Source organism: Mixta theicola, from assembly GCF_002895925.1.
In the GTDB taxonomy this organism is placed as follows: Bacteria; Pseudomonadota; Gammaproteobacteria; order Enterobacterales; family Enterobacteriaceae; genus Mixta; species Mixta theicola.
Genome location: NZ_NWUO01000010.1, coordinates 14,927 through 40,851, shown reverse-complemented (window position 1 = coordinate 40,851; position 25,925 = coordinate 14,927). Strand labels below are relative to the sequence as shown.

22 protein-coding genes and 1 pseudogene are annotated in these 25,925 nt (G+C 57.2%); 13 read left to right on the top strand and 10 right to left on the bottom strand.

Features of this window, described 5'->3' with window-relative positions; translation table 11 throughout:
- The first annotated feature begins 125 nt into the window (after positions 1-125).
- The 7 genes from COO59_RS13825 to COO59_RS13795 are packed head-to-tail and all read left to right on the top strand — an operon-like array spanning position 126 to position 7,053.
- On the top strand, positions 126-989 hold the full coding sequence (locus COO59_RS13825; protein ID WP_103060372.1) for a MurR/RpiR family transcriptional regulator: 864 nt from the start codon (positions 126-128) through the stop codon (positions 987-989).
- A 12-nt stretch (positions 990-1,001) separates the two neighbouring features.
- Positions 1,002-1,589: a D-alanyl-D-alanine dipeptidase gene (gene ddpX / locus COO59_RS13820; protein WP_103060371.1), complete on the top strand. Its 588-nt coding sequence runs from the start codon at positions 1,002-1,004 to the stop codon at positions 1,587-1,589.
- A gap of 13 nt (positions 1,590-1,602) precedes the next feature.
- Positions 1,603-3,162 carry an ABC transporter substrate-binding protein gene (locus COO59_RS13815; protein WP_103060370.1) on the top strand — a complete coding sequence of 520 codons (1,560 nt, stop codon included), beginning with the start codon at positions 1,603-1,605 and terminating at the stop codon, positions 3,160-3,162.
- A 40-nt stretch (positions 3,163-3,202) separates the two neighbouring features.
- Positions 3,203-4,225, top strand: a complete 1,023-nt coding sequence (locus COO59_RS13810; RefSeq protein WP_103060369.1) for an ABC transporter permease — start codon at positions 3,203-3,205, stop codon at positions 4,223-4,225.
- On the top strand, positions 4,222-5,112 hold the full coding sequence (gene ddpC / locus COO59_RS13805; RefSeq protein WP_103060368.1) for a D,D-dipeptide ABC transporter permease: 891 nt from the start codon (positions 4,222-4,224) through the stop codon (positions 5,110-5,112). The genes COO59_RS13810 and ddpC overlap by 4 nt, the downstream gene beginning before the upstream one ends.
- On the top strand, positions 5,112-6,098 hold the full coding sequence (locus COO59_RS13800) for an ABC transporter ATP-binding protein (protein WP_103060367.1): 987 nt from the start codon (positions 5,112-5,114) through the stop codon (positions 6,096-6,098). The genes ddpC and COO59_RS13800 overlap by 1 nt, the downstream gene beginning before the upstream one ends.
- On the top strand, positions 6,091-7,053 hold the full coding sequence (locus COO59_RS13795; protein ID WP_103060366.1) for an oligopeptide/dipeptide ABC transporter ATP-binding protein: 963 nt from the start codon (positions 6,091-6,093) through the stop codon (positions 7,051-7,053). Before COO59_RS13800 ends, COO59_RS13795 begins: the two co-directional genes overlap by 8 nt.
- On the opposite strand, the gene thyA is transcribed toward COO59_RS13795, so the two are convergent.
- The 4 genes from thyA to rppH form a co-directional block, all read right to left on the bottom strand.
- Positions 7,031-7,825, bottom strand: a complete 795-nt coding sequence (thyA, locus tag COO59_RS13790; RefSeq protein WP_103060365.1) for a thymidylate synthase — start codon at positions 7,823-7,825, stop codon at positions 7,031-7,033. The two genes, COO59_RS13795 and thyA, sit on opposite strands and share 23 nt — an antisense overlap.
- On the bottom strand, positions 7,822-8,697 hold the full coding sequence (gene lgt / locus COO59_RS13785; RefSeq protein ID WP_103060364.1) for a prolipoprotein diacylglyceryl transferase: 876 nt from the start codon (positions 8,695-8,697) through the stop codon (positions 7,822-7,824). Before lgt ends, thyA begins: the two co-directional genes overlap by 4 nt.
- A 162-nt stretch (positions 8,698-8,859) precedes the next feature.
- Entirely contained in the window at positions 8,860-11,106 is a 2,247-nt protein-coding gene (gene ptsP / locus COO59_RS13780) for a phosphoenolpyruvate--protein phosphotransferase (RefSeq protein WP_103060491.1), read from the bottom strand.
- A 12-nt stretch (positions 11,107-11,118) separates the two neighbouring features.
- Positions 11,119-11,646 (bottom strand): RNA pyrophosphohydrolase, encoded by a 528-nt coding sequence (rppH, locus tag COO59_RS13775; RefSeq protein ID WP_085070316.1) that lies wholly within the window; start codon positions 11,644-11,646, stop codon positions 11,119-11,121.
- Between the two features lie 441 nt (positions 11,647-12,087).
- Between rppH and COO59_RS13765 the strand changes: the two genes are divergently transcribed.
- The 5 genes from COO59_RS13765 to COO59_RS13745 all read left to right on the top strand — a co-directional run bounded on the left by COO59_RS13765 (position 12,088) and on the right by COO59_RS13745 (position 15,350).
- Entirely contained in the window at positions 12,088-12,324 is a 237-nt protein-coding gene (locus tag COO59_RS13765; RefSeq protein ID WP_103060363.1) for a hypothetical protein, read from the top strand.
- Between the two features lie 7 nt (positions 12,325-12,331).
- On the top strand, positions 12,332-13,015 hold the full coding sequence (gene mutH / locus COO59_RS13760; protein WP_103060362.1) for a DNA mismatch repair endonuclease MutH: 684 nt from the start codon (positions 12,332-12,334) through the stop codon (positions 13,013-13,015).
- A 67-nt stretch (positions 13,016-13,082) separates the two neighbouring features.
- The gene (locus COO59_RS13755; protein WP_103060361.1) at positions 13,083-13,793 is read left to right on the top strand and encodes a TerC family protein; all 711 of its coding nucleotides are present in this window, start codon (positions 13,083-13,085) and stop codon (positions 13,791-13,793) included.
- Positions 13,794-13,931: 138 nt separating this feature from the next.
- Positions 13,932-14,147, top strand: coding sequence for a YgdI/YgdR family lipoprotein (locus tag COO59_RS13750; RefSeq protein WP_103060360.1), 216 nt, complete (start codon positions 13,932-13,934; stop codon positions 14,145-14,147).
- A gap of 162 nt (positions 14,148-14,309) precedes the next feature.
- The gene (locus COO59_RS13745) at positions 14,310-15,350 is read left to right on the top strand and encodes an NADP(H)-dependent aldo-keto reductase (protein WP_103060359.1); all 1,041 of its coding nucleotides are present in this window, start codon (positions 14,310-14,312) and stop codon (positions 15,348-15,350) included.
- Positions 15,351-15,394: 44 nt separating this feature from the next.
- Here the strand turns inward: COO59_RS13745 and lplT are convergent.
- From lplT to COO59_RS13725, 4 genes and pseudogenes are all read right to left on the bottom strand, one after another.
- Positions 15,395-16,596, bottom strand: a pseudogene (lplT, locus tag COO59_RS13740) (lysophospholipid transporter LplT).
- Positions 16,593-18,734: a bifunctional acyl-ACP--phospholipid O-acyltransferase/long-chain-fatty-acid--ACP ligase gene (gene aas, locus COO59_RS13735; RefSeq protein ID WP_103060358.1), complete on the bottom strand. Its 2,142-nt coding sequence runs from the start codon at positions 18,732-18,734 to the stop codon at positions 16,593-16,595. The pseudogene lplT and the gene aas overlap by 4 nt, the downstream one beginning before the upstream one ends.
- 121 nt (positions 18,735-18,855) lie before the next feature.
- On the bottom strand, positions 18,856-20,577 hold the full coding sequence (locus tag COO59_RS13730) for a penicillin-binding transpeptidase domain-containing protein (protein WP_103060357.1): 1,722 nt from the start codon (positions 20,575-20,577) through the stop codon (positions 18,856-18,858).
- 183 nt (positions 20,578-20,760) lie between these two features.
- Positions 20,761-23,037, bottom strand: a complete 2,277-nt coding sequence (locus COO59_RS13725) for a molybdopterin guanine dinucleotide-containing S/N-oxide reductase (RefSeq protein ID WP_103060356.1) — start codon at positions 23,035-23,037, stop codon at positions 20,761-20,763.
- A 184-nt stretch (positions 23,038-23,221) separates the two neighbouring features.
- On the opposite strand from COO59_RS13725, the gene galR reads away from it, so the two are divergent.
- Entirely contained in the window at positions 23,222-24,223 is a 1,002-nt protein-coding gene (gene galR / locus COO59_RS13720) for an HTH-type transcriptional regulator GalR (RefSeq protein ID WP_103060355.1), read from the top strand.
- 201 nt (positions 24,224-24,424) lie between these two features.
- Here the strand turns inward: galR and COO59_RS13715 are convergent, their stop codons facing one another.
- Positions 24,425-24,661, bottom strand: a complete 237-nt coding sequence (locus tag COO59_RS13715) for a hypothetical protein (RefSeq protein WP_103060354.1) — start codon at positions 24,659-24,661, stop codon at positions 24,425-24,427.
- Positions 24,658-25,725: a DUF8093 domain-containing protein gene (locus COO59_RS21290; RefSeq protein ID WP_240614141.1), complete on the bottom strand. Its 1,068-nt coding sequence runs from the start codon at positions 25,723-25,725 to the stop codon at positions 24,658-24,660. The genes COO59_RS13715 and COO59_RS21290 overlap by 4 nt, the downstream gene beginning before the upstream one ends.
- Positions 25,726-25,925 lie beyond the last annotated feature (200 nt).

Sequence of the window (25,925 nt, the reverse complement as noted above, 5' to 3'; positions counted from 1 at the left end):
CATAGCGCATTTTTACCCCCACAGCGCGGCTTTGCCGGCCGCTTAAACCTGGCATGACTTCTGCTTTGTTAAATCAATAACAGCCGGGTCAGCGCTGACAGTCTGATAACACTGAGGTGGTGAGAATGGATAAGCCGACGTTGATTGCCCGCATTGAGAGCTCTTTTGCTCAGCAAACGCCAGGCGGCAAGCGTATCGCCAGCTGGCTACTGACCCATACCACGCAAATTCCGTTTGAAACCGCCGACAGCATTGCACGCGCCACCGGCACCAGCGGCATTACCGTTGGCCGCTATTTACGGCGGCTGGGCTACCGTAACCTCAATGAAGTTCGGCAAAGCCTGCGTGATACGCCGCAGATAACCTATAAGCCGTGGGGCGTGATCGATCGTCTCGACTCCTGGCAACAGCAGCGCCATCTGCCCGATCGCTATCGCCAGTCGCTGAAGCTGGAACTGGATGCGATTACCCAGGTTTATCAGCTGGCGCAAAGCGAGGCGTTTAACCGCATCAGTCAGCGGCTGGCCAACGCCGAGGCGGTGTTTGTGCTGGGCATTCAGTCCACACGCGGTATCGCCAACGCCTTTTTTAGCCATCTGGAATATCTGCGCCCGCACGTCAGCTATGTGGACGGGCTGTCGGGAAGCTGGGTGGAGACGCTCAATTCTGAATTTGCCTCGCCTTATGTGGTGGTGACCGATACCCGCGCCTATTCCACCATCGCGCGCCATTTTTGCCGCGTTGCCTGCGAACGACAGATGACGCTGGCGCTGGTCACCGATGTCTGGTGTCCGTGGGCACGCGATTATCCGCTGGATTTACTGCAGGTTAAAACCGATACCGGACACTTTTGGGATTCGCTGGCGCCGCTGAGCTGTCTGTTTAATCTGTTGCTTTCCGCAGTGGTTGAACATCTCGGCGACCGGCTGGCTGACAGGCTGGCAATCAACCGTCAGCTACAGCAAGAGTTTGGACAATTTGAACGCTAACAGGGGAAACGCATGATGCAGGAAGTTGAACTGGTCGATCTGGCCGACACTTTTCCACAGCTGGAGATCGATCTGAAATATGCCTCGCCGGACAATATTACCGGCTACGCCATCTATCAGCAGGCGCGCTGTTTGCTGCATCCCGACGCGGCGAAAGCGCTGGCGCGCAGCGTCGAGGTGGCGCGGCTGGCCGGTTTGACGCTGGTGGTGTATGACGCCTGGCGTCCTCAGCTGGCGCAGCAGCATCTCTGGCTGGCCTGTCCAGACCCGCAATATGTTATGGCCGTTTCGCTGGGATCTAACCACAGCCGCGGCACGGCCATTGACGTCACGCTGCGCGACGAGGCGGGCAATCTTCTAGATATGGGCACCGCTTTTGACGAGATGAATGCGCGTTCGCATCTCTGGAGCCCGGATATTCCCGCAACGGCGCACCGTAACCGTCTGGTGCTGAATGCCATTATGCAGGCCGGCGGCTTTATCGGTATTAACAGCGAGTGGTGGCATTTTGAACTGCCCGACTCTGTTCGTTATCCGCTGCTCAGCGATCGTTTTAGCTGTCCCGCTCTTCCTGCTGTAACCACAGCCAGTTCACTTTAACCAGGAGCCTGCCATGAAAAACTCTGTTATCTGTTGCCTGCTGCGTCCGGCGCTGCTTGCCCTTGCTATTAGCGCGACGGTGACGCCCGCGCTGGCGGCAGTCCCCAAAGAGATGTTGGTTATCGGCAAGGCTGCCGATCCGCAAACGCTCGATCCGGCCGTCACCATTGATAATAACGACTGGGCGGTAATCTACCCGGCCTATCAACGGCTGGTGCAGTATAAGACCGAGGGCGGGAAAGGATCGACGAAGATAGAGGGCGATCTGGCCACCAGCTGGCAGGCCTCGGAAGATCAAAAAGTATGGACCTTTAAGCTTAACCCGACGGCAAAGTTTGCCGACGGGACGCCGGTTACCGCCGCAGCGGTAAAAGCCTCTTTTGAACGTCTGATGAAGGTGGCGCAGGGGCCGTCAGAGGCTTTTCCCAAAGATATAAAAGTTGAAGCGCTGGACGCCAACAGCGTGCGCTTTACGCTCAGCACTCCCTTTGCGCCGTTCCTCTATACGCTGGCCAACGACGGCGCGGCCATCCTTAATCCGGCGGTGCTGGCGCAGCATGCTACCGACGATGCGCGCGGCTGGCTGGCTGAGCATACCGCCGGTTCCGGCCCGTTTATGCTGCAGCGCTGGCAAAAAGGTCAGCAGCTGCTGCTGGTTCCCAATCCGCATTACAACGGCACACGCCCGACGTTTAAGCGCGTAACCGTTAAAATCATTGGCGAAAGCGCGTCGCGCCGCCTGCAGCTAACGCGCGGTGATATTGATATTGCCGAATCGCTGCCTGTCGATCAGCTTAGCGCGCTAAAAAAAGAGGATAAGGTCAGGGTGGCGGAATATCCCTCGCTGCGCGTGACCTATCTCTATCTGAATAACGCGAAGGCTCCGCTGAATCAGGTGGAACTGCGGCGCGCTATCTCCTGGTCAACCGATTATCAGGGAATGGTGAAAGGCATTCTGGCGGGCAACGGCAAACAGATGCGCGGGCCGATCCCGGAAGGCATGTGGGGCTTCGATGCGCAGGCTATGCAGTACAGTAACGATCCGGCGCAGGCGAAAGCCGCCTGGGAGAAGGTGGCGGACAAGCCGAAAACCCTCTCTTTCCTCTATTCCGACAACGATCCTAACTGGGAGCCGATCGCGCTTGCCACCCAGGCCAGCCTCAGCGCGCTGGGCATCAGCGTAAAACTGGAGAAGCTGGCGAACGCCACGATGCGCGACCGCGTGGGTAAAGGCGATTATGACATCGCCATCGGCAACTGGAGCCCGGATTTCGCCGATCCCTATATGTATATGAACTACTGGTTCCAGTCGGATAAAAAAGGCCTGCCGGGCAACCGCGCGTTTTACAGCAATCCGCAGGTGGATGCCCTGCTGAAACAGGCGTTAGCGACTACCGATCAGGCGGCGCGCACCCTTGATTATCAGGCGGCGCAAAAGAAAGTGATTGATGACGCGGCTTACGTTTATCTGTTCCAGAAAAACTATCAGATGGCGATGAATAAGGCGGTTCAGGGCTTTGTTTATAACCCGATGCTGGAGCAGGTTTATAACGTTGCCACCATGAGTAAGTAACGGCGCTGTCCGTGCGTCGCCTGATAAAGAGGCCAGGACTATGACTCTGTGGAGCATTCTGCGGCAGCGCTGCTGGGGGCTGCTGCTGGTAATGATGGGCGTGTGCGTTATTACCTTTATTATTTCCCATCTGATCCCCGGCGATCCGGCGCGCCTGCTGGCGGGCGATCGCGCCAGCGATGAAATGGTGCAGCATATTCGTCATCAGCTGGGGCTGGATCTGCCGCTGTGGCAGCAGTTTATCCATTATGTCAGCGATCTGCTGCATGGCGATCTTGGCACCTCGATTCGTACCGGCAGGCCGGTGCTGGCGGATATTCGTCTGTTTTTCCCCGCCACGCTGGAGCTGGCGCTGTGCGCGCTGCTGTTGGCGCTGCTGGCAGGCGTGCCGCTTGGCGTGCTGTCGGCGGTGTTTCGCAACCGCTGGCTCGATCACCTGGTGCGCCTGCTGGCGATTACCGGCATTTCCACGCCCGCCTTCTGGCTGGGGCTGGGGGTTATCGTGCTGTTTTACGGACATCTTAACCTGCTGCCCGGCGGCGGTCGGCTGGATGACTGGCTCGATCCGCCCGCGCACGTTACCGGTTTTTATCTGATCGATACGCTACTGGCCGGCGATAGCGCAGCCTTTTTTAACAGCCTGCAGCATCTGATTTTGCCCGCACTGACGCTGGCCTTTGTGCATCTCGGCATCGTGGCGCGCCAGATCCGCTCGGCGATGCTGGAACAGCTCAGCGAGGATTATATTCGTACCGCCCGCGCCAGCGGGCTGCCCGGCTGGCGCATCGTTATGACGCACGCGCTGCCTAACGCGCTGATCCCCTCGATAACCGTGCTGGGCCTGGCGCTGGGCGATCTGCTGTACGGCGCGGTGCTAACGGAAACCGTTTTTTCCTGGCCCGGCATGGGCGCTTACGTCGTGGCCTCAATTCAGGCGCTTGATTTCCCGGCGGTGATGGGATTCGCGGTGGTGGTGTCGTTTGCTTATGTGCTGGTTAACCTGCTGGTAGACCTGCTCTATGTATGGATCGATCCGCGTATCGGTCGTGGAGGCAATGCATGACGGTAAGTGAAACCCAACTGGCCCCGGTAAAAGCGCCCGCCAGGCGGCGCGTCAGCAAGGCGTTCTGGCTGCTGAAGCAAAGTCCGCTGACGCTGGCTGGCGGCGCCATTATGCTGCTAATGCTGCTGATGCTGCTGTTTTCCCCCTGGCTGACGCCGTTCGATCCCAACGCCGTTGATTTGGCGGCGCGTTTACAGCCGCCCTCCGCCGCGCACTGGTTCGGCACCGATGAAGTGGGCCGCGATCTGTTCAGCCGGGTGCTGATCGGCAGCCAGCAGTCGATCGCCGCCGGGCTGGCGGTGGTGGTATTGGCGGGCGGTATCGGCTCGCTGCTTGGCTGCTTCTCCGGCGTGCTGGGCGGCTGGGCGGACGCGCTGATTATGCGGGTGATGGATATTATGCTGTCGATCCCGTCGCTGGTGCTGACCATGGCGCTGGCGGCAGCGCTTGGGCCAAGCCTGTTCAACGCCATGCTGGCCATCGCCATTGTGCGCATTCCTTTTTATGTGCGGCTGGCGCGCGGGCAAACGCTGGTGGTGCGCCAGTTTGCCTATATACAGGCGGCGCGCACGTTCGGCGCATCGCGCTGGCATTTGATCGGCTGGCACGTACTGCGTAACGCCCTGCCGCCGCTGGTGGTGCAGGCTTCGCTGGATATTGGCACCGCCATTCTGATGGCCGCCACTCTGGGTTTTATCGGCCTTGGCGCGCAACAGCCAACCGCCGAATGGGGCGCGATGGTCGCCAACGGGCGTAACTACGTGCTGGATCAATGGTGGTACTGCACCTTTCCCGGCGTGGCCATTCTGATCACCGCCGTCGGCTTTAACCTGTTTGGCGACGGGCTGCGCGACCTGCTCGATCCTAAAAGCGGAGGACGTCATTAATGAACGAACCCCTGTTAGTCATTGACGATTTACAGCTCAGCTTTCCCATTTTTCAGGGCGAGATCCATGCGCTCAATCGCGTATCGATGACGATTCATCGTGGCGAAATTGTTGGCGTGGTGGGCGAATCCGGCTCTGGCAAATCGGTTACCGCGATGCTGGCGATGCGCCTGCTGCCTAACGATAGCTATCGTATTAACGGCGGCAGCGTGCGGCTGTTGGGTCAGGACGCAATTAACGCCAGCGAAAAGCAGATGCGCCAGCTGCGCGGCGCAAAGGTGGCGATGATTTTTCAGGAGCCGATGACCGCCCTGAATCCAACGCGCCGTATCGGTCAGCTGATGATCGAGGTGATTCGTCAGCACCGGCCACTTTCCGTCCGCGAGGCGCGGCAAAAGGCGATCGCGCTGCTGACGGAAATGCAGATTGCCGATGCGCCGCAGGTGATGCGGCGCTATCCCTTTGAGCTGTCCGGCGGTATGCGCCAGCGGGTGATGATTGCGCTGGCCTTCTCCTGCGAGCCGGAGCTGATTATCGCCGATGAGCCCACCACGGCGCTGGATGTAACCGTGCAGCGCCAGGTGTTGCGCCTGCTGAAGCAAAAGGCGCGCGCCAGCGGCACTGCCGTCCTGTTTATCAGCCACGATATGGCGGTGGTTTCACAGCTGTGCGATCGCCTGTATGTCATGTACGCCGGGGCAGTGATCGAAAGCGGCGCCACGCAGCAGGTGATTGCCCAACCGGCGCATCCCTATTCCGTTGGGCTGCTGCGCTGCGCGCCAGAGGCCAGCGCCCCGCGCGCCGAGCTGCCCGCCATTCCCGGCACGGTGCCGAACCTGACGCAGCTGCCCGTCGGCTGCGCCTTCCGCGAACGCTGCTTCGCCGCCGATGAACGCTGTCGGCAGGCGCCCTTACTTAGCCCGTGCGGCACCGACGCCCGGCTGGCCGCCTGCTGGCATCCGCAACTGGAGCAACGCCATGTCTGAAATATTGCTGGAGCTGGACAACGTTCACGTTAATTTCCCGGCGCGCACCAACTGGCGCGGCAAGGTCACCGAACGCGTTCATGCGCTAAACGGTCTGGATTTGCAGATTGCCCGCGGTGAAACGCTGGGCATCGTCGGCGAATCAGGCTGCGGTAAAAGCACGCTGGCGCAGCTGCTGATGGGCATGATCAAACCCGCCAGCGGCGCATGTCATCGCGCATACAACCCCAACTCGTGGCTGGGCAGCGGTATGCAGATGGTGTTTCAGGATCCGCTCTCCTCGCTCGATCCGCGCCTGCCGGTATGGCGCATTATTACCGAGCCGGTATGGATTCAGAAACATAACAGCGAGGCGCAGCGCCGCGAACTGGCGCAGTCGCTGGCGTTGCTGACCGGCATTCGCCCGGAATATCTTGACCGTTTGCCGCACGCCTTTTCCGGCGGGCAGCGACAGCGTATCGCCATCGCCCGCGCGCTTTCGGCGCAGCCCGATATTATCGTGCTGGATGAGCCGACATCGGCGCTGGATATTTCCGTGCAGGCGCAAATCCTCAATCTGTTGGTTAAGCTACAGCGTGAGCGCCAGCTAACCTATGTGCTGATTTCGCATAACGTGTCGGTGGTGCGCCATATGAGCGATCGGGTGGCGGTGATGTATCTGGGACAGATTGTGGAGCTGGGGGCGACGGAGCAGGTATTAACGCAGCCGCGTCATCCCTATACTCGTCTGCTGCTGGATTCGGTGCCGCGCGTCGATCGATCGCTGGAAGAAGAGATAGCAGACAACAAGGGCGAACTGCCGGGGAATCGACGGCTGCCGCAGGGCTGCTTTTTTCACGACCGCTGCCCGCTGGCGGTAGAGGGCTGCCGCCAGCCTCAGTCGTTAAGGATGGACGCCAGCGGCGCGGGGGTGCGCTGCTGGCGGGCCGGGGTTATATCGCCACCGGCGCCTTAATGGCGGGATGCGGATCGTAGCCTTCGATTTCAAAGTCTTCGAAACGGTAATCAAACAGCGAGGCGGGCTTGCGTTTGATGACCAGCGTCGGCTGCGGGCGCGGTTCGCGGGTCAGCTGCAGCCGCGCCTGCTCCAGATGGTTGCTGTAAAGGTGCGTATCGCCGCCGGTCCAGACAAAATCACCCGGTTCCAGATCGCACTGCTGCGCCATCATATGCACCAGCAGCGCATAGCTGGCGATATTAAACGGCAGGCCGAGGAATACATCGCAGGAGCGCTGATAGAGCTGGCAGGAGAGCCTGCCGTCCGCCACGTAGAACTGGAAGAAAGCGTGGCACGGCGCCAGCGCCATCTCATCCAGCTCGCCAACGTTCCACGCTGAAACGATAATCCGCCGCGAGTCGGGATCGTTTTTCAGCTGCTCCAGCACCTTAGCCAACTGGTCGATTTGACGACCGTCAGCCGCGCCCCAGCTGCGCCACTGTTTGCCATATACCGGTCCGAGATCGCCATGTTCATCGGCCCACTCGTCCCAAATCGAGACGTTATTTTCTTTCAGATAGGCGATGTTGGTGTCACCGTTCAGGAACCACAGCAGCTCATGAATAATCGAGCGCAGATGGCAGCGCTTGGTGGTCACCAGCGGAAAGCCTTCCTGCAGATTGAAACGCATCTGGTGGCCGAAAATCGACAGCGTGCCGGTGCCGGTGCGATCGTTTTTCGGCGTGCCCTCGTTCAGCACTTTTTCCATTAATGCCAGATACTGCTTCATTTCTGTTCACCTGTTTGTAGCTGCGGGCGACGACGGTACGCCCAAATCATCATGATGATGCCGGCCAGAATCATCGGTACCGACAAAATTTGTCCCATGCTGATGCCGCTAAACAGGCCCAGCTGGGCATCGGGCTGCCGGAAGAATTCCACGATAATGCGGAACGTGCCGTAGCCAATCAGGAACAGGCCGGAAACGCTGCCCATCGGGCGCGGCTTGCGGATAAACAGGTTCAGAATGGTAAACAGCACCACGCCTTCCAGCGCCAGCTCATACAGCTGTGAAGGATGGCGCGGCAGCACGCCGTATGTCGCCAGCAGCGATTGCCACTCAGGGTGCGTGGCGACCAGCGCCACATCTTCGCTGCGCGAGCCGGGAAACAGCATCGCCCAGGAAAAATTCGGCGCGACGCGGCCCCAAAGTTCACCATTAATAAAGTTACCAAGACGGCCCGCGCCCAGTCCGAACGGGATCAGCGGCGCAATAAAGTCAGCGACCTGGAAGAAGTGGCGTTTGGTACGATGGGCAAACCACAGCATCACCACGATTACGCCAATCAGCCCGCCGTGGAACGACATGCCGCCATCCCAGACTTTAAACAGGTAAAGCGGGTTATCCAGGAACAGCGGCAGGTTGTAAAACAGCACGTAGCCAATGCGACCGCCAAGGAACACGCCAAGGAAGCCCGCATACAGCAGGTTTTCCACTTCCTCTTTTTTCCAGCCGCTGCCGGGCTTGTTGGCCCGTCTTACCGCCAGCCACATAGCAAAAATAAACCCAACCAGATACATCAGGCCGTACCAGTGCAGGGAGACAGGCCCGATGGAGAAAATCACCGGATCGAATTGAGGGAAAGCCAGATAGCTATTCATCTTTCACCATTAATGTCATCCGTCCACAGGCTGGACGATGGATAGTTCACTCCTTGCGCACTGCGTAACACGCAGCGCCTCTCAGCCAGGAAAAACCGGCCAGGCATGATAACATAGCCGTTTTCTGGCTGGCTCATCGAAATGTAAACGCGGATAAATACCTTAACGGCCGCCGCGGATCAGCCCGCCTAAACCGCGCCGCTCCATAAAGGCGGCGACCTGATGCCGCACTTCGGTCGCGGTTTGCGCCTGCAGGCTGCGTTCGGAAAGCAGAAGCGCCTCTTCGCGGTCGATGTGCCGCAGCAGATATTTTACCCGCGGCACGTTTTTTCCGTTCATGCTCAAATGGTAATAACCGAGCCCAATCAGCAACGCCACGCACATCGGATCGCCCGCCATTTCACCGCACAGGCAGAGTTCGACCTGCGCTTCGCGCGCGGATTCGGCAATCGACTTCAGCGCTTTGAGCATCGCCGGATGCAGCGAATCATACAGGTTGGCCACGCGGGTATTGTTGCGATCCACCGCCAGCAGGTACTGCGTCAGATCGTTCGTGCCGACCGAAATAAAGTCAACGCGCGCAGCCAGATGAGAGATCATAAACAGCATTGAGGGCACTTCGATCATAATGCCGATGCGCGGTTTGGGAATGGCGTAGCCGAGCATCTCTTCCACTTCTTTCCCGGCCCGATCGATCAGGCGACGCGCTTCGTCAATTTCATCAATGCTGGTGATCATCGGCAGCAGAATGCTGAGGTTGCCGCTGGCGGCGTTGGCGCGCAGCATGGCGCGCACCTGCACCAGAAAAATCTCCGGCTGATCGAGCGTCAGGCGGATGCCGCGCCAGCCCAGGCAGGGGTTCTCTTCGCTGATGGGCATGTAGGGCAGCTGTTTGTCCGCGCCAATATCCAGCGTACGCAGGGTTACCGGCTTGTTCAGAAACAGCTGCAGCATACCCTGATACTGCGCGACCTGCTCCTCTTCTGAGGGGAAGCCGTTTTGCAGCATAAACGGGATTTCAGTACGGTAGAGGCCAATGCCGTCCACCCAGTTACCCATCGTCTGCTCATGTTCAGCGCTCAGGCCCGCGTTCAGCATCACCTGAATGCGCTCGCCGCTTTTTAGCCGGGCGATCTGCTCAACGTCATCTTCAGCCAGCCGGCTCAGCTCATTTTCTTCGCTGACCAGCTGCTGATATTCTTGGATCAGCACCGGCTCCGGATCGATCAGCAATTCGCCGCGATAGCCATCAACGATCAGTAAGCGCTTATTTAACAGCTCAGGCAGAATATCCGCGCCCATCACCGTTGGGATGCCCATCGCCCGCACCAAAATCGCCGCATGAGAGTTGGCCGCGCCGTCACGCACTACGACGCCAGCCAGCCGCTCCTGCGGCAGCTCCGCCAGCGTGGTCGCCGTTAGCTCATCCGCCACCAGGACAAAACGTTCCGGCCAGGCGTTGGTGCCCTGCAGCGTATCATCAAGGTGAAACAGCAGCCGTTGCCCCAGCACGCGCAGATCGCCCGCGCGCTCGCGCAAATAGGTGTCCTGCAGGCTGGCGAACTGAGCGGCGAATTTCTCGATCACCTTCTTCACCGCCCACTCCGCCACCGATCCGCTGTCGATCTCGGCAAACAGATCCTGTTTAAGCCGCGCATCGGTTAACAGGTGAGAGTAAAGATCGAAAATCGCCGCGCTCTCTTTCTGCACGCTGGCGCTGAAGCGTTTGCTAAAGCGACGAAACTCGTTGCCCGCCTCGCTCATCGCCTGCGACAGCCGTTCACGCTCGCGCCCTACATCCAGCGTCGAGGCGGCGAAAACATGCTCCAGCGAGGGCTGCGTGGCATCGACCCAGCCGGGCGCAACCGCCACGCCGGGTGCCGCCGCCAGCGCACGCACGCGTTTTTGGCGGAAATGGCCAAACAGCTGGCTAACCTGAGATTGGGTAATTAGCGTGGCCAGCTGAGTGGCGAGCGTGACCAGGAAGGACTCTTCACTTTCATCAAACTGGCGATGCTCGCGCTGCTGCACCACCAGCACGCCCAGTAGCTGGCGTCGGGTAATAATCGGCACGCCGAGGAAGGATCGGAAACGTTCTTCTTTAACCGCAGGGATATATTTAAAGCTGGGGTGGCTTTGCGCATCGGCCAGGTTGATCGGTTCCGCCAGCCGTCCAACCAGCCCGACGATGCCTTGATCAAAGGCCAGCGTGACGATCTTACCGCGCGGCTTTTTCAGTCCGCGCGTCGCCATCAGGTAATAGCAACGACGATCGTGATCGGCGAGATAAATGGAGCACACTTCAGTTTCCATGGCGAAACAGATTTCGTTAACCAGGATTTCCAGCGCTTCTTCGAGGCGCGGTGCGCCCGCCACTTTCTCTACAATCTCACGCAACTGAGTCAGCATCATCAGCGTGGCTTAACCTCTCTTCCGTCGATAAGCAGGCGTATTACGCTGCGTTGCACTCTCCTGCAATGGCATGACCACAGCGGCAAACTCTTTCATCACGCGGCGGTAAACGTCGCGTTTAAAGGAGACAACCTGACGAACCGGATACCAAAAGCTGACCCAGCGCCAGCCGTCAAATTCCGGAGTGCTGCTGGTTTGCATGTTGATATCGGCGTCATTGCACATCAACTGCAGAAGAAACCACTTCTGTTTCTGGCCGATACATACCGGCTTCGTGTCCCAACGCACCAAACGTTTTGGCAACTTATAACGTAACCAGTTTCGGGTAGAGGCGAGCAGGCGCACATCTTTACGGTGCAAGCCGACTTCTTCAAAGAGTTCGCGGTACATGGCCTGTTCCGCCGTTTCTCCGGGATTAATCCCGCCCTGAGGAAACTGCCAGGAGTGCTGTCCGAAACGCCGGGCCCACAATACCTGTCCCTGTCTGTTACAAATTACAATACCAACATTTGGGCGGTAGCCATCATCGTCGATCACGGGACTACCTCAAACTGAAATTCAGATAGAGTGATTGTTTCATACTCCTTACAGGCGGTAAACCACTGCTTGCGGCTGTGAATAACGCATAACAGGGGGATAACTCACAGATTTCAACATAGTTATAAACAGCGGTCGGCGAAAAATGGTAATTTTATTCACTTTTTCTGTGGATAGCTTTGTGCAGAACATGGTAACCGCGTGGGAAAAGCAGCAACAGCCGCCGCGATCCTTTGCGGGACAAGTATGCGTAACCCATTTATTTTAAAAAGCTTATCCTCATTATTAGCGGCTATTCTGACCCTAATCGCACTGTTTATACCCGCAAGGATCCTTTACTGGCGAAAGATCGCACACCGCTGATTTTATCCACAGAATATGCCATAAAGTTATGCACAAAATGGCTGCGCCCAGTAAAAAGGCCCTGCGTCAAGGCTGTAAATGGAAACAGTATGGGAGAAAAAGCTGAGTTATCCCATGTTTCTGTGGATAACTGGGTGTAAGATCCTGTTCATTGCCGGTGACAATGTGGGTAAAACGCCGACGCGATTTGAGCCGCCGCTAACGCGGCCAAATAAAATCTTAAGATTTATCATGCTATTATTCCCCCGTTTTTATGTCCGCCTGGCCGCTAATAAGCTGCCCGTCACGGGTGGTTATTTTTTAACCAATCAATGAGGGAGAGATGGAGCCTCGTTTTCTAACCACGCCGCCGCCGGATGAGGCGACCTTACTGGCGCGCGCGCAGGCGCTGGCTGGCTATACGCTGGGCGAACTGGCGCAGCAGGCCGGTATCGCCGCGCCTGCGGATTTACGCCGCGATAAAGGCTGGGTCGGCATGCTGCTGGAGATGCATCTGGGCGCCAGCGCTGGCAGCAAGCCTGAACGTGATTTTGCCCACCTTGGCGTGGAGCTAAAAACGATCCCGGTTGATGCGCAGGGCCGACCGCTGGAAACCACTTTCGTTTGCGTCGCGCCGCTGACCGGCAATAGCGGCGTTACCTGGGAAAACAGCCACGTACGTCATAAGCTGGCGCGGGTTCTGTGGATGCCGGTGGAAGGCGATCGTGCCCTTCCTTTGGCGACGCGACGCGTTGGCGCGCCGCTGCTGTGGAGCCCGACGCCGCAGGAAGAGGAGCTGCTGCAGCGCGACTGGGAAGAGCTGATGGATATGATCGTATTAGGCCAGGTGGATCGCATCACTGCCCGCCACGGCGAAGTGTTGCAGATCCGCCCCAAAGCGGCCAACAGCAAGGCGTTAACTGAAGGCATCGGCGAATATGGCCAGCCGATTATGACGTTGCCGCGCGGCTTTTATCTGAAAAAGAGCTTTACCGCCCCGCTGCTGGCGCGCCATTTTTTGCTTTAACATTGTCCAGTCCGTGAAGCGATGCGTATAATCATCGTTTAATTTTCGTTTAGGATGCAATGTTACAATGTTTGACTGGATTGCAGATCCCAATGCCTGGCTGGCCCTCGGCACGCTGACCATACTGGAAATTGTGTTGGGCATCGATAATATTATTTTCCTCTCCCTGGTTGTCGCAAAACTGCCTAAACATCAACAAAATAGCGCACGCCGCCTTGGCCTGATGGGCGCCATGCTGATGCGTTTGGGGCTGCTGGCCTCTATCGCCTGGGTGATTAAACTCACCAACCCGCTGTTTACCCTGATGGATCATCCTTTTTCCGCGCGCGATTTGATTCTGCTCGGCGGCGGCCTGTTCCTGCTGTGGAAATCAAGCTCGGAGATCCACGAAAGCATCGAAGGCAATGATGAGGAGCATAAAACTAACGTCCACTCCTTTGTCGGGGCCATTGCGCAAATTATGGTACTGGACATTATTTTCAGTCTCGATTCGGTGATTACCGCGGTTGGTCTCTCCGATCACCTGTTTATTATGATGGCGGCGGTGGTTATTGCGGTGGCCGTGATGATGTTCGCGGCGAAAGGAATCGGGGAGTTTGTCGATCGCCATCCTTCAGTGAAAATGCTGGCGCTCGCTTTCCTTATTCTGGTCGGCTTTACGCTGATTCTGGAAAGCTTCAATATCCACGTGCCGAAAGGCTATATCTATTTCGCGATGTTCTTCTCAATGGCGGTAGAGAGTCTTAATCTGCTGCGTGGCAAAAAATCCGCGCAGTAATTTCCGCACGTTATTATCCGGCTACGGCCGGATATTTCCTTATCTGCGTTTTTTTCAGAATCCTGTGATTAATCCTGGGCAGTAAATATTTTATTACTACACTGTTTAGTTAAATAACCACCCAGGAGAATAGAGGCAATGAAGCGGTTAACCAGCGTAGCTGCCCTGACTATGATGCTGCTGTTAAGCGGCTGCAGCAGCAATTACGTCATGTCCACCAAAGATGGTCATATGATTATGACCGACGGCAAGCCAGAAATTGATAAGGAAACAGGGCTGGTCAAATATACCGATCAGGCCGGTAATGAAATGCAAATTAACGGTGATGAGGTCTCTTCCATCATTGAGCGCTAATCTGATATAAGCGCCGACTCTGCAACAGCTCTCGGCGCTTATCGATAAATTGAACCACAACTCTCCTCTTCCCCCTCTCGTCAGCGCCCGCTATAGTCGAAATGGCGCCGTTTGAAACGGTGCCGCCAAGATTCTCCCATAATGACAAAAGGAAGCCGGCAAATGCACTATCACCGTATCCCCCACAGTACGCTGGAAGTCAGCCAGCTGGGATTGGGAACCATGACGTTTGGTGAGCAGAATAGCGAAGCCGATGCTCATGCCCAGTTGGATTTAGCCATTAGTTGCGGCATTAACCTGATCGACACCGCGGAAATGTATCCCGTTCCACCACGCCCGGAAACGCAGGGACTTACCGAAAGCTATATCGGCAGCTGGCTGAAGGCGCGCGGCAATCGTGACAAGATCGTGCTGGCGACCAAAGTCGCCGGGCCATCGCGCGGCAGCGACGCTGGCATTCGCCCGGTCCAGGTGCTGGATCGCAAGAATATTCGCGTGGCGCTGGAAGAGAGCCTGAAGCGTCTGAACACCGATTATATCGATCTTTATCAGGTTCACTGGCCGCAGCGTCAGACTAACTGCTTTGGCAAGCTGGGCTATCAGTATACCGATACCAGCGTGCCGGTTACGCTGCTGGAAACGCTGGAGGCGCTGGCCGAACAGGTACGCGCCGGTAAGATCCGTTATATCGGCGTCTCGAATGAAACGCCGTGGGGCGTGATGCGTTATCTGCAGCTGGCGGAAAAACATGGGCTGCCGCGGATTGTTTCCATCCAGAATCCCTATAGCCTGCTAAACCGCAGCTTTGAGGTTGGCCTGGCGGAAATCAGCCAGCACGAAGGCGTCGAGCTGCTGGCCTATTCCAGCCTCGCTTTCGGTACGCTTAGCGGCAAATACCTGAACGGCGCGCGTCCGGCCGGCGCGCGTAATACGCTGTTTAGCCGCTTTACGCGTTACAGCGGCGAGCAGTCGCAGCAGGCGATAGCTGAATATGTCGATCTGGCGCGCAGCCACGGTATCAATCCGGCGCAGATGGCGCTGGCCTTTGTGCGTCAGCAGCCTTTCGTCGCCAGCACCCTGCTGGGCGCCACGACGTGTGAGCAGCTGCAGAGCAATATTGACAGCTGGCAGCTGACGCTAAGCAGCGAGCTAATGGAACAGCTGGAAACCATTCATCGTCGCTATACCTATCCCGCGCCCTGAAACAGCGGCGCAGCGTTGAACGCTGCGCCTGCTTATCCCTCTTGCTATCCGCGACGTTTTTGCGCCAGCTGCCAGCCCCAGAGTATGGCGATGGAGAGCGCAAACAGCGCGCCAAAGCCGACGCCGGTCGCGACCGGCGGCGCACCCTGGCGATCGCCAGCGAATAGAGGCCCAGCATCAGCAACATTGCGCTGTTCTCGCCCAGATTTTGCACCGCAATCGCGTTACCCGCGCCGACCGTTTGCTTACCGCGCTCCTGCAGCAGCGCATTAAGCGGCACCACAAAAAAGCCGCCCAGCACGCCAATAACAATCAGCAGCGCATAGGCGTTCAGCTGAGTGTGCTGTAGCGCAAAAATCACCACCGCGACGCCAATCAGTACGCCAGCAGGCATACAGCGTCCGACGGATTTTAGCGTAACCAGCTTCGCCGCCGCCGCCGCGCCAATCACAATCCCGACCGCCACCATCGCATTCAGTAGCGTGGGGGTTTTATTGTCGGTGATGCCCAGCGCAACCGGCACCCACAGCACCAGCAAAAAGCGCAGCGTTACGCCAGCGCCCCAGAACAGGCTGGTGCCCACCAGCGTAAAGCGCGTTTCACCGTTGCGCCACAGCAGCCGGGCCGCCTGGAAAAAGCTGCGCGACATCGCCAGCGGATGCCAGCTCTGACCGGGACGCGCCGCCGAAAGCTTCGGAATCGACACGTTGGCGACCACCGCCAGCGCATAAGTCACCACGCAGGCGATCAGCGCCGCCAGCAGGCTCCAGTCCGCCAGCACGCCGCCCGCCATCGATCCCAACAGGATCGCCGCAATGGTGGAGGCTTCCATCAGGCCGTTGGCTTTGACCAGCTGCTCGCCGGTGGTGATTTCGCCAAGAATGCCATACTTGGCCGGTGAATAAGCCGCCGCGCCGATACCGACCAGCGCATAACCGGCGAAAGGCTCCAGACCAAAACAGATCACCAGCGCGCCCAGCAGTTTCAGGCCGTTCGCCAGCATCATTACGCGCCCTTTGGCAAAGCTATCCGCCAGCTGACCGACAAAAGGCGCCAGCAGGATATAGGTGGCGACAAATACCATTTGCAGCACCGGCTGGCTCCAGTCGGGATAGTGCTGATTTTTCAGCACCGCCAGCGTGGCGAACAGCAGCGCGTTATCACCGAAAGCGGAGAAGAACTGGGCAACGATCACCGCCAGCATGCCGCGCGACATTAACGGGGAGCTATCAACGGGGCGTTTCATTCTTCCCCCATTTTTTTCAGCGTAACGAAATCGGGCTTACCGCTGCCCAGCAGCGGCAGCTGTTGCAGGAAACGAATATCTCGCGGTATCGCCAGCTCCGCCGCGCCCAGCTCGCGGGCCGCCTGCTGCAGACTATCGCGCTGCAGTTCGTGATCGGTGGTGAACAGCACCAGCGCTTCGCCACGATTGCCGTCCGGCTTTATGGTGGCGGCATGCTGTTTTTCCGGCGAGGCTTTCAGGGCGATCTGCTCAACAACTTCCAGGGAAACCATCTCGCCGGCAATTTTGGCAAAGCGTTTCGCCCTGCCCTGAATCTGGCAGAAGCCGCCTTCATCAAAGCTGACAATGTCGCCGGTATCGTACCAGCCCGGCTCCATAACGCCCTCGCCGTTATCGGCCATTGGCGGCTCCAGCTCGCCAGGACGCTCCACGCGCAGATAGCCATTCATAATATTCGGTCCGCGCAGCTGTAGCCGTCCGCCCTGTTCAATGCCAGGCACCGACATCAGACGCGAATCCATGCCCGGCAGCAGACGGCCAACGGTATGCGGTTTTGCCGCCATCGGCACGTTAATCGCCACCACCGGCGCGCATTCGGTAACGCCATAACCTTCCAGAATACGGATGCCGAAACGATCCTGATAAAGCTGACGCACTCCCTCCTGCAGTTTCTCCGCCCCGGCCACCACATAGCGCAGGCGCGCAAAATCATAGGGATTGGCGAAACGGGCATAGTTGCCGAGGAAGGTCGAGGTGCCAAACAGCACGGTGCAGTTACGGTCATATACCAGCTCCGGCACGATGCGATAGTGCAGCGGGCTGGGATATAAAAACACCTGAGCGCCGGTAAATAATGGGGTGAACAGGCCAACCGTCAGGCCAAAGGCATGGAACAGCGGCAGCGAAGCCATAAAGCGATCGCGCGGCGTAAAGTCCGCGACGGTACGAATCTGTTCCACGTTCGCCAGCAGGCTTTTATGCGAGTGTACGACCCCTTTCGGATTGCCTTCCGAGCCGGAAGTGAACAGCACCATCGCCGCATCCTCCGCCCGCTGCGGCAGCATAGCGTGCCGGGGAATCAGCAGATGCGCCAGGATCCACAGCTTATCTTTGCCGGTAAGAGTATCTTTCAGATCTTCCAGGAAGATCCACTTTACCTGCGGGATCCCCTGCGGCAGATGCCACAGGTTGCCTTTATCCAGAAACTGCCGCGAGGTGAAAACGGTTTTTATCCGGGCGGCGGTAACCGCGCTGGTCAGGCCGTTTACTCCGGCGGTGTAGTTCAGCATTGCCGGAACGCGTGCGCGTAGCGTGGCGCCGAAAATAGCGGCGGCGGTCACCGTGGTGTTCGGCAGCAGCAGGCCGACATATTCGCCTTGCTGGCTATAGCGTTCCAGAATGCGCCCCACGCCCAGCGATTTTTTCAGCAGGCCGCTGTAGCTGTCCGGGGCAAAACTAATATCTTCGATGCAGGGCTTGAACCAGCCGTAGCGGGTACGGGCGCTGAGAAAAGCTTCGAACAGCGTTTCGCGCGGACGCACCGCCATTCGCGCCTCCATCATAATATGATGCAGATGCTCACCGGCCAGGGCGCGCCGGTCGCGGGCGCGTGGCGCATCGGGCATGGGAATCAGGGTGGACGGCAGCACCGTCAGGGTAATGCGCGGGAACAGGCGGCGCTTAAAGGTGCCGCCGAGGCGACCAAAAGGCGTGTATTCCGCACCTTCGATGCGCATCGGTACGATCGTCGCCTGCGATTTCGCCGCGACAAAGCCGGCTCCGCTGTAGATTTTCATTAAAGAACCGGTGATGGTAATGCGCCCTTCCGGGAAGATCACCACCGGACGCCCCTCATTAAGCGTACGCACCAGGTATTTAAGCGACATGGGCCGCGTAGGATCGAGCGGAACAAAATCCACCAGCGGCTTAAGCAGGCGCATAAACCACTTATCGGTAATATCGGAATAGACGGCGAAAACGGGCTTTACCGGCAGGAACAGCGCCAGCAAGGCGCCGTCCATAAACGACGCGTGATTAGGCGCAATCAGTACCTTTTCTTTGCGCAGCCCGGAGAGATCGCCGCGCAGCTGTACACGCCACAGTAGACGAAACAGAAAACGGAAAAAATTAAACAACATGCCAGTTCCTTAGCAGTTAAAAAACTGCCTATCACCATGCAGCAAAGGTTTGCTGAACTCAACGCTGGCAGGTTAAAAAAACAAACAGGCTATTTTATTGCGCGGTTGTATCTCAGCCTCCTTAATGCGGCGCGGCGCTTACCAGCGCATCGGGGGCGATATTCATATGCTTCAGCACCGGCGCCATAATGTTACCGAAGATCGGCGCGGCGACCGAGCCGCCAAAGTGATCGCCCGCGGTAGGATGGTTAATCATTACCACCAGCGCCACCTGCGGATTGCTGGCCGGAGCGATGCCGGCAGTATAGTTAACGTAGCCGCCGTCATATTTTCCGCTGGCGCCCATTTTCTCCGCCGTACCGGTTTTGGTGGCTAACCGGTAGCCCGGCACCGCCGCGCGAATGCCGGTCCCGCCAGGCAATACATCGCTCTCCAGCATATGCACCACCGTTTTTACCGTTTCCGGATTGGCGACCTGTTTACCGATCACCGGCGGCGTTACCCTGGTAATGGAAAGCGGACGGTAAATGCCATAGCTGCCCAGCGTGGCATATTCACGGGCGATCTGTAGCGGCGTGACGCGTAATCCGTAGCCAAACGAGAAGGTAGCGCGTTCAATATCCGCCCAGCGCTGACGATGCAGCGGAAAATAGCCGACGCTTTCGCCGGTCAGCCCCAGGCCGGTCGGCTTACCCAGACCAAAAGCGTGATAGGTATTCACCAGCGCTTCTGCTGGCATTGCCAGCGCAATATGCGATACGCCGATGTCGCTCGATTTTTGCAGGATGCCGGTCATGGTCAGGCGTGGCCAGTGGCCCACGTCGCGGATCAGGTGGCCGTTAACGCGGTACGGCGTGGTATCCAGCACCGAGTCAGGCCGCACCAGGCCACGCTCCAGCCCCTCCATTACCACCAGCGGTTTTACCGTCGATCCCGGTTCAAAGCTGTCATTGATCGCCACGTTACGCATCTGCGCAGGCGAGACGTCCGCGTAGTTGTTCGGGTTGAACGAAGGATAGGAGGCCATTCCAAGGATTTCCCCGGTATCAATCTTAACCAGTACCGCCGCGCCGGAATCCGCCTTATTCAGCAGCACGCCATCGCGCAGCTTGCTGTAAAGCGTGTACTGATCGAATTTATCAACGCTGAGCTGCACGGTAGGCGGCTGCTTCGGCGGCTGATAATCGATCATGGAAATGATGTTGCCTTCGCGATCCTGGCGATATTTCTCGACGCCCGGCTGCCCCTGCAGCACTTTGTCATAGCCTTTTTCCAGCCCGTTCAGCCCGATGTTATCGGCCCCGACGATGCCAATAAGCGGCGCCGCCGCTTCGCTCATCGGATAAAAACGGCTGTCGTTATACACAGTACTAATGCCTTTCAGATGCAGCTTGCTAATATCCTTGGCAATGCCCAGTTCGATTTTGTGGCCCAGGTAAAGGAAGCGGCGATGCGGGTTGGCGGTAATTTGCTGCTGTAGCTGTTCCGGACGTTGGTTAAGCGCGTTGGCCAGATATTCCCATTTGGGGCTGGTGAAATCGGGGTTCGCCTCCAGTACGCGCTGCGGGTCGGCAATGATGTCGCGTGAGGGGACGCTAAGCGCCAGCGTTTCGCCATTGCGGTCCAGCAGGGTGCCACGGTTAGTGGGCAGGGTAACGGTACGCAGCGAACGCTGATCCGCTTCGTGTTCCAGCATCGGATGATTAATTAACTGCAGGTCGGCGACACGGGCCAGCAGAACGGTCAGGCATCCCAGCACGCCCAGGCAAATAAGGCGAAACCGAAATGGATTGAACGGCGCTTTAATCTGGTCTTTTCCAAGAAATTTTTGTATGCGGGGCATGGTCCGTGACCTTAAGGCAGGCAAAAAAAACCTGCGCATCTGCGCAGGTTGGTGTAATCAATAAACTTGTTGATGTTCACCCATCAATACCTCTGGGATTTAAAATGTACCAAGCGGCAGCGACGGGCGGCTATCAATGATTCGCAACAGTTACCCGCAAAATGTAACCAGCTATGTGATTTATCAGCTTTTTTGCAACGTTTGCCGTTGACGGATCTCTACCAGACAGGACATAGCGTTCGGCCCCTGCGTTAACAACGAGGTACCAATATCCAGCGTCAGAACATTAGGATTGCCGGCGCGGTCCCAGGGATGCCAGGCTCCGCCAAAGCCAGGATCGAACCAGGCGCCGGTAGAGATAACCACCACGCCCGGCGTCAGGCCAGCGTTCAGCCGGACACCCGCCAGCATAATGCCGCGCGAATTAAAGACCTCAATTTCATCGCCATCGCTGATGCCGCGTGCCGCCGCATCCTGCGGATGCATCCACAGCGTTTCATGTCCGGCGGTTTTGTTCGCCTGTACGTTCGGCGTCGCATCCAGCTGGCTGTGCAATCGGTCAGCCGGCTGAACAGAGATCAGATGCAGCGGGAAGCGATCTGCCTGTTCGCTGCCCAGCCACTCCTGCGGCGCGCGCCACTCCGGGTGCCCCGCCATGTCGTCCAGCTGATAATCAGCGATGGTCTGGCAAAAGAGTTCGATTTTCCCGCTATCCGTCTGTAGCGGGCTGGCCTGCGCATCGGCGCGAAAGTCAGACATAAAGATGTAGTCGCGCTCGCTGGCCGGAACGTCGGCATAGCCGCGCTGCCAGAATTCATCAAACGTCGGCCACTGTACGCCTTTACACTGCTGCGCTTCGCCGCACTGCTGATAAAGGTGGGCGATCCATTGCATCTCATTACGGTTTTCGGTGAAGCGTTCCCGATAGCCGAGGCGCTCGGCCAGATCGGCAAAAATATCGAAATCGTTACGCGCCTGATGCTGTGGAGCGATCGCCTGATGCATAGCGAAAACAAAGCGATCGCGCGAGGAGCCGCCGATGTCGTTACGCTCCAGCGTGGTGGTGACCGGCAATACAATATCGGCCATCTGCGCCGCTGGCGTCCAGACAATATCCTGTACGATAACCGTGTCTGGCCGCTGCCAGCCCTCCACCAGCCGGTTAAGCTGCTGATGATGATGGAAAGGGTTACCGCCCGCCCAGTGCATCAGATGAATATCGGGATAGCGGTGCGTTTGTCCCTGGAAAGCATAACTTTCGCCGGGCTGCAGCAGCATATCGCAGATGCGCGCGACCGGGATCGCCAGCCCGGCCGGGTTTGGCCCGGTGGGCAGCTGCGGCGCAGGCGTATCAATGCGCGGATTGCCCACGCTGTTCATCGAACCATGCCCAAACGAGAAGCCTGCGCCCGGCAGGCCCGGCTGTCCCAGCATGGCGGAGAGCGCAATCATCATCCAGTAGGGCTGTTCGCCGCGATGCGCACGCTGTACCGCATAGGAACAGGTGATAAAGCTGCGTTTACCGATTAGCTGACGCGCCAGTTCGGCGATGCGCTCCGCCGCGACGCCGGTGATAGCGCTGGCCCACTGCGGCGTTTTCGCGACACCGTCGCTTTGTCCCAGCAGATAATCCCGCAGCTGCGGATAGCCAACGCAGTGGCTGTTAAGAAAGTCGCGGTCCGCCGCGCCAAGGCGTTCAATTTCATAGCCAAGCGCCAGCATCAGGGCGACATCGGTATTGGGGCGAATCGCGATCCAGTCGGCATTCAGGAAGGCGGGACAATCATCGCGCAGCGGGCTGACGTTGATTACGCGCGTGCCTTTGCGCGCCAGCTGCTCCAGCGCCGGTTTCAGGGTATGTTCACCCGCTCCGCCCGAAGCAACCTGCGCATTTTTCAGCGCCAGTCCGCCAAAGGCCAGCATCACTTCTGCGTGTTCAATAACGCCTGGCCAGTCGGTTACGCGTCCGGTGAGCGGCATATAAGTGCCGATCACGTAAGGCAGGAAGAATTGCGCCGTGCCCCAGCTGTAGTTGCCCATCTGATCGACGCCGCCGCCGCCGTTGAAGTAAAAGCGCCGTACCAGCGTGCGCGCATGGTTTACCCGTCCCGCCGAGGACCAGCCATACGATCCGGTAAAAATGCCGCTGGCACCGTAGCGTTCACGTACGCGCTGGTTTTCTTCCGCGACCAGATCGAGCGCGGTTTCCCAGTCAACGGCGATAAAGTCTTCATGTCCGCGCAGCGTGCGATCGCTGTTCTCCCGCGCTTTTAGCCAGGAGCGGCGCACCATCGGCTGACGGATACGCTTATCCGAATAGACCAGCTGCGGAATGCTTTGCAGCATCGGCGAGGGATTGCTGTCAGCAAAAAACGGTTCGCAGCTGGTGAGCCGGCCATTTTCAGTTACGGCGGTGAAGGCGCCCCAGTGGGCGAGATGCGGAACTTTTTTGAAAGTCATGGCGCGGAGGCAGAAGTCAGCAAAAGAAACAGGTGGGCATGGTAGCCTTTCCCGTCAGAAAAATAAAAGTGCAATATTCGGTGTGCTTTGCGACGGGGCTGACATTCTGTGCGGTTGAACTTGCGGGTCTTTTCCGCAACACTCTCAGTATGTGTAAACGTTTACCCCGGAAGATACTCTATTCATGGCTACGATAAAGGATGTCGCCAAACTGGCGGGCGTTTCTGTCGCCACCGTTTCGCGCGTTATCAATAATTCCCCCAAGGCCAGTGAAAATTCTCGTCTGGCGGTGTTTAGCGCAATGGAACAGTTGCAATATCACCCGAACGCCAACGCGCGCGCGCTGGCCCAGCAGTCAACGGAAACCATTGGTTTGGTTGTTGGCGATGTTTCCGATCCGTTTTTTGGTGCGATGGTAAAAGCCGTTGATGAGATTGCCTGGCAGACCGGCAATTTTTTGCTGATTGGTAATGGTTACCACAATGAGATTAAGGAGCGGCAGGCGATTGAGCAGCTGATGCGTCATCGCTGCGCGGCGTTGGTGGTGCATGCCAAAAAGATCCCGGATGAGGAGCTGGAGAAGCTGATGCAGCAGATGCCGGGCATGGTGCTGCTTAATCGTTCGCTGCCTGCTTACCAGCAGCGCTGTATTGCGCTGGACGATCGCTACGGCGCCTGGCTGGCAACCCGACATTTGATTCAGCAGGGTCACGATCAGATTGCTTATATTTGTTCTACGCATACGATTTCCGATGCCGAGGAGCGTTTGCAGGGTTATTACGATGCGCTGAAGGAACACAGTTTGCCCTGTAACGATCGGCTGGTCGCGTTTGGCGAGCCGGATGAGGTGGGCGGCGAGCAGGCAATGACGGAGCTGTTAGGGCGCGGCAGGAATTTTACCGCCGTCGCCTGTTATAACGATTCGATGGCGGCGGGCGCGTTAGCGGTGCTGAGCGATAACGGCATTCGTGTGCCGGAGGAGATGTCGTTAATCGGCTTCGATGATGTGCTGGTGTCGCGTTATGTGCGTCCGCGTTTAACCACCATCCGTTATCCGATCGTGACAATGGCGCAGCAGGCCGCCGAGCTGGCATTAGCGTTAGCGAATAATCAGCCGCTGCCGGAGGTGACGAATACGTTTAATCCAACGCTGGTGCGCAGGCATTCGGTTAGCCCGCCGGGTTGAAGAACTACAAACAAACGCAGGAACAAGTGCGGCGGCAGCAAACAAATACCAAGCCAGCGAGGCGGCGGGCGGGTAAAACGGTGGGGCGTGCGCCTCACCTGCTGTAGCCCCGGCGGGCAACCGGCCTGTTAGATTCATGGGTAATATCCTGCGTCCCATCAAATTTTAAAAACGGCTGGGCGACAGCACGAAGTGTGTAATTTATTTATTTTTAAGCGTTTCTCTCGCTTCAATTAAAATAGCTATAAGCTCATCGAGCGGCACTTTTGCCACAAATCCATGAGCTTGATCGCTACCAAAAAGCTCAGCCTCCAGATGATTTACTCCTTTATCTTGATTGATCTCAATAATTCTTTCTCGATCCAACTGGATCTCAAGGGTCAGTTCTTCATATTCCATTGGGCTGGAAAAAAACAGTTCCAGATTTTTCTTCATCATCTTTTCACCGGTGGATCCAATAAGGTATTGAACGAGCCATCAGGATTAAATCTAATTCCTCGCCCGTTAGGTAAACGATAATCGACACCGCCACGCGATAGTTCTTTTCGCACTGTATCAGGATTGTGCAAAACATCACGAATAAAGCTTTCTGCTGCCGCATTTTTCTTGGCCTGGCTGCCCTTTATAGGTTCGAAGGTTCCTTCTGGCCTGACAGAATGTTTTTCCCACGCCCTTGCAGCAGTTGACATCCCTTGATTATTGATCGGTTTATTAGCCGCGGTAATCCGCGCTTCTATCTCTGATGTAGCGAAATTGCTTCCTTTTTTCTTTAGTTTATTCGCCGGCCCCGCAATTTTATCATCCCCGACTCTTAATCGCCCCATAGTCAGGCCAGCCGCTATCGAAGCGCCCGCAATAAGCAAGCCTTTGGCCTGGTCAGACATCATCTGGTCATAACCGGCGGGCGCCTCGCCTCCCAGCTGTTCTGCGGTCTGCCTGAACCCGTCAGGATTACCGTTATAAATCCCGCCTGCCGCCAGAAGCCGCCCGGCGGCTTTGCTGTTGATGGTATTGAGCGGCGCGGGCTGCTTTATCTTCGCCAGTGGAGCCGGCAAAACGGTGGCGCGCGGTTTCCCGCCCCGCCTGCTGTAATCCCGGCGGGCGATCGATCTTTTATATTCACGGATGACGCCTTGCGCCCCGTCAAACTTAAACGCCAGCGGGTCGCGGCAAATCAGTTCGCCGTGCTCGTCGATATAAAAAAGCCATCCCTTTGAGGCAGAAAAACCGCCGAGCATTACCACCTCACCGCTGAAGAGCATTCTTTTCAGCTTGTCCCGCTCCCGTGGCCCGTGCGGCGGCGGCTGATTGCTATAGCCGCTAAATTCGCGCTCATGCATATTAATCAGCTGAAAACCTAAAGTTGGGCGGTCATCAAAAACATATTTGCTGTCGATATGCGACCAGGCGGAACGAGGAGAAATAATTTCCTCATATTTCTCCGGGGCCAGATCGTCGCGCGGCAGGTAATAAAAATCGGTTCCGGGCAGGCTGAAGCTCATACATCATATACTTATGATGCAAATTTCCGGGTGGACAATTACATAATCATTGGCTTTATTTCAAGTCAGAATCATCCATTATTTTAACGGGGGCACATTTCAGGAATTATTAGTGAGTGGGCGTAATTATAAAGAATAATAACTTATATCATTTATATGAAAAGGTAATTCCATCCGTTATATAAAGGCCGAATTATATC

Coding starts and splice junctions, on each gene's coding strand:
- COO59_RS13765 (WP_103060363.1), top strand. CDS start 12,088: ATGGAAACAGTATGGGAGAAAAAGCTGAGTTATCCCATGTTTCTGTGG.
- COO59_RS13825 (WP_103060372.1), top strand. CDS start 126: ATGGATAAGCCGACGTTGATTGCCCGCATTGAGAGCTCTTTTGCTCAG.
- COO59_RS13725 (WP_103060356.1), bottom strand. CDS start 23,037: ATGACTTTCAAAAAAGTTCCGCATCTCGCCCACTGGGGCGCCTTCACC.
- ptsP (WP_103060491.1), bottom strand. CDS start 11,106: ATGCTGACTCAGTTGCGTGAGATTGTAGAGAAAGTGGCGGGCGCACCG.
- COO59_RS13715 (WP_103060354.1), bottom strand. CDS start 24,661: ATGATGAAGAAAAATCTGGAACTGTTTTTTTCCAGCCCAATGGAATAT.
- aas (WP_103060358.1), bottom strand. CDS start 18,734: ATGTTGTTTAATTTTTTCCGTTTTCTGTTTCGTCTACTGTGGCGTGTA.
- thyA (WP_103060365.1), bottom strand. CDS start 7,825: ATGAAGCAGTATCTGGCATTAATGGAAAAAGTGCTGAACGAGGGCACG.
- COO59_RS13745 (WP_103060359.1), top strand. CDS start 14,310: ATGCACTATCACCGTATCCCCCACAGTACGCTGGAAGTCAGCCAGCTG.
- COO59_RS13815 (WP_103060370.1), top strand. CDS start 1,603: ATGAAAAACTCTGTTATCTGTTGCCTGCTGCGTCCGGCGCTGCTTGCC.
- ddpC (WP_103060368.1), top strand. CDS start 4,222: ATGACGGTAAGTGAAACCCAACTGGCCCCGGTAAAAGCGCCCGCCAGG.
- galR (WP_103060355.1), top strand. CDS start 23,222: ATGGCTACGATAAAGGATGTCGCCAAACTGGCGGGCGTTTCTGTCGCC.
- COO59_RS13800 (WP_103060367.1), top strand. CDS start 5,112: ATGAACGAACCCCTGTTAGTCATTGACGATTTACAGCTCAGCTTTCCC.
- COO59_RS13795 (WP_103060366.1), top strand. CDS start 6,091: ATGTCTGAAATATTGCTGGAGCTGGACAACGTTCACGTTAATTTCCCG.
- COO59_RS13730 (WP_103060357.1), bottom strand. CDS start 20,577: ATGCCCCGCATACAAAAATTTCTTGGAAAAGACCAGATTAAAGCGCCG.
- COO59_RS13810 (WP_103060369.1), top strand. CDS start 3,203: ATGACTCTGTGGAGCATTCTGCGGCAGCGCTGCTGGGGGCTGCTGCTG.
- COO59_RS21290 (WP_240614141.1), bottom strand. CDS start 25,725: ATGAGCTTCAGCCTGCCCGGAACCGATTTTTATTACCTGCCGCGCGAC.
- ddpX (WP_103060371.1), top strand. CDS start 1,002: ATGATGCAGGAAGTTGAACTGGTCGATCTGGCCGACACTTTTCCACAG.
- COO59_RS13750 (WP_103060360.1), top strand. CDS start 13,932: ATGAAGCGGTTAACCAGCGTAGCTGCCCTGACTATGATGCTGCTGTTA.
- lgt (WP_103060364.1), bottom strand. CDS start 8,697: ATGAATAGCTATCTGGCTTTCCCTCAATTCGATCCGGTGATTTTCTCC.
- COO59_RS13755 (WP_103060361.1), top strand. CDS start 13,083: ATGTTTGACTGGATTGCAGATCCCAATGCCTGGCTGGCCCTCGGCACG.
- mutH (WP_103060362.1), top strand. CDS start 12,332: ATGGAGCCTCGTTTTCTAACCACGCCGCCGCCGGATGAGGCGACCTTA.